Raw genomic sequence first — 3,235 nt, 5'->3', positions numbered from 1 at the left:
GACCTTGCCGGGTGAAGCCGATATCGCGCGCGATATCGGCAAGAACATCGATCCCGACGCGATCTTTGCCGGACGCGAGGCGCTGGCCAGGAAGATCGCGGAGAGCAATAGCGGAGTCTTTTCGCAGCTTCACGGGGATTTGCGCATGTCGGGCGGCTTCTCGCCGGACGCTGCAAGTGCTGGCCGGCGCGCCTTGCGCAATATCCTGCTGGATTACCTCGCCATCCTGCCGGGCGGCGCGGCTCTCGCTTCCGAGCATTTCGCTGCCGCAACCAACATGACCGACCGTGCCGCAGCGCTTGCGGTGCTGGCGCATCGCCATGCCGGCTCGGCGGAAGCCAGGGCAGCGCTTACCGAATTCGACAAGCGCTACCGCAGCGACCCGCTGGTCATGGACAAATGGTTCATGATCCAGGCGACCGCGCCGGGCGCAGGAGCGGTCGAGGCGGTGAAAGCGCTGGTCGAGCACCCGGCCTTCTCGATCGCCAACCCCAATCGGGTGCGCTCGCTGATCGGCGGCTTCGCCAGCGCCAACCAGACCGGTTTCCACCGCGCCGACGGGGTGGGCTACACCTTCTTTGCCGAAACTGTGCTGACGGTCGAAAAGCGCAATCCGCAGGTCGCCGCACGCCTCGCCACTGCGCTACGGTCGTGGCGTTCGCTCGAACCGAACCGCCAGGCCAAGGCGCGCGCCGCACTGCTGTCGATCCAGGCCAAGGAAGGGCTGTCGGCGGATCTGCGCGACATCATCGAGCGCACGCTGGCCTGATCCAGAGCATGGAGGAATTCAGGCGAGGCCGACCTGACCTGAATTCTGTCATGTTCCAGAATGCGGCGGCTTTTCCGGGAGCCGCCGTTTGGCAAGCGCGATATGCGCATCCAATTCAGCAGCCTTTTAGCCGAATTTTAATCTTTTTCGCCCGCGCCACTGGACAAGGCGAATCAGCTTTGATTCTTTAGTGACGATTCGGAAGTACGGCGTATGCCGGATCAGCTACCAGGAAACGGGATTTGGGGAGCCATTTATGGCAAAGGCGGACGCGTGGGGCGCGCCCGATGAGACTGCTTTTGGCCGTCGCAGGCAAGCGCGTGGCGCTGGCTTGTCGGGCAATGCACGTCTTATCGCCGAGCCCGCCTACCGTCGGCTCCTTGCCGCCGAGCCCTTGCTCCGCCGCTCGATACCGACGCTGATCGTCATCTTCCTGATCGTCGTTGCCGGCACACGTGTCCTGTCGATGATGGCCTTGCGCGACGACGTCGAACGCAACGCCAAGGCGATCCTGGCGCTCTCAGCCGGCGAATTGGTCAACTCGCTGATGGTGGGTGCTACGGCCGACGTACCGCTCGCCGCCGCAAGCCAGGACCTGCTCGAACGCACCAGCCAGCAAGGCACGCTAAGCCGCAGCCACGTCATTGCGCTGACCGACCAGAACTTCCGCGTCATTGCGGTGAGCCCGCGGTCGACTGGTTGGCAAGGCCAGGCCCTCGACGCCATCGTCTCAGGCGGGCAACCGCTGTTCATGTTCGGTGACCGCGCCGGTGTGATGGAAGTTCGCATCGGTGGCCAGGACTGGCTGGCGGCAGTGAGCCTCGCCGACGGCAAGCGCGCAGCCGCTGCCGCCCTTGTCCCGCAAGAAGCGGTCTTCGCCGAATGGCGCAAGACGGTGTCGCTCAACGTCGCGCTGTTTGTGATGACAGCCGGCATCCTGATCCTCATCCTCTACGCCTATTTCAGCCAGGCGGCGCGCGCCCAGGCCGCCGATGGCATCTATCTCGAAGCGCATGAACGCATCGACCTCGCCCTTGTGCGCGGCAAATGCGGCCTGTGGGACTGGGACATGGTGCGCGGCAAGATGTACTGGTCGGGCTCGATGTATCAGCTGCTCGGCTATGAGGCCTGCGAGGCCATGCTGTCATTCGGCGAAGTGGCACGCATCATCCACCCCGAAGACGGCGACCTGTTCGAGCTCGCCAACCAGGTGGTGGCGCGCGAAGTCGACCATATCGACCGCGTGTTCCGCATGCGCCATGCCGATGGCCGCTGGGTGTGGATGCGCGCCCGCGCCCAGGTTATCGATCCCGAGGCGCCCGAAATCCAGATGACGGGCATTGCCGTCGACATTACCGAGCAGCGCCACCTCGCCTTGCGCTCGGAGGCTGCCGACCAGCGGCTGCGGGCGGCAATCGAAAACATCACCGAGTCCTTCGTGCTTTGGGATGCCAACGGCCGGCTGGTGATGTGCAATTCCAAGTATCAGCACGACAACGGCCTGAACGACCGCGACGTGCTGCCGGGCACAGCGCGTCAAGACCTCGAAGAGCGCATGGTCGCCTTCGCTTCGGAGCGGCGGCTGGCCAGCGCCAATGGCCCCCGCGCGGGTGCGACCTATGAACGCCAGCTGGCCGACGGGCGCTGGCTGCAGGTCAACGAACTGACCACGCGCGATGGCGGCCTAGTGTCGGTCGGGTCCGACATCACCCAGATCAAGCAGCACCAGGACAAGCTGATGGAAAGCGAACGGCGCTTGATGGCGACGATCCACGATCTCAGCCTGGCGCGGCGCTCGGAAGAAGAGCGTTCGCACGAACTGGTCGAGCTCAACCGCAAATACATGAAGGAAACCGAGCGCGCCGAGGCGGCCAACCGCGCCAAGTCGGAATTCCTCGCCAACATGTCGCATGAGCTTCGTACCCCGCTCAATGCGGTCATCGGCTTTTCGGAGCTGATGGAAGGGCGCCTGTTCGGACCGATGGGTTCGCCGCGCTACGAGGAATATGCCCGCGACATCAATTCCAGCGGCAAGTATCTTCTGGGCGTCATCAACGACATTCTCGACATGTCGAAGATCGAGGCTGGCCAGTTTTCGATGGACCGCGAGGAGATCGATCTTTGCCCGCTGATCCGCGAGACTGTTCGGGTGGTTTCGCTACAGGCTGCGCAAAAGTCGATCACCGTGGAGACGCAGATCGCCGATTCCATGACGCTGTTCGCCGACCGCCGGGCGGTCAAGCAGATCGTCATCAACCTTTTGTCGAACGCGGTGAAGTTCACCGGCGAGGGCGGACGCATTTCGGTCCGGGCGCGCAATGCTTCGGGCGCMCTGACGCTCAGCATAGAAGACAATGGCTGCGGCATCCCGAAACATGCGCTGGGCAAGCTCGGCCGCCCGTTCGAGCAGGTGCAGAACCAATTCTCGAAAAACCACGCCGGCTCGGGCCTGGGCCTCGCCATCTC

2 protein-coding genes are annotated in these 3,235 nt (G+C 63.8%); both read left to right on the top strand.

The features are described from left to right. Nucleotides 1-769, top strand: a 769-nt coding sequence (locus AC1DUU_RS27235) for an aminopeptidase N C-terminal domain-containing protein (RefSeq protein ID WP_476786472.1), incomplete at its 5' end; no start/stop codon positions are given. Nucleotides 770-1,025: 256 nt separating this feature from the next. Further along, nucleotides 1,026-3,235: PAS domain-containing sensor histidine kinase (locus AC1DUU_RS27230; RefSeq protein ID WP_476786471.1), on the top strand; the 2,210-nt coding region annotated here is incomplete at its 3' end.

Source organism: Aminobacter sp. P4_H6_2, assembly GCF_056400805.1.
The sequence above is the reverse complement of the archived record's forward strand: the minus strand, read 5'-3'. Positions and strand labels throughout refer to the sequence as shown.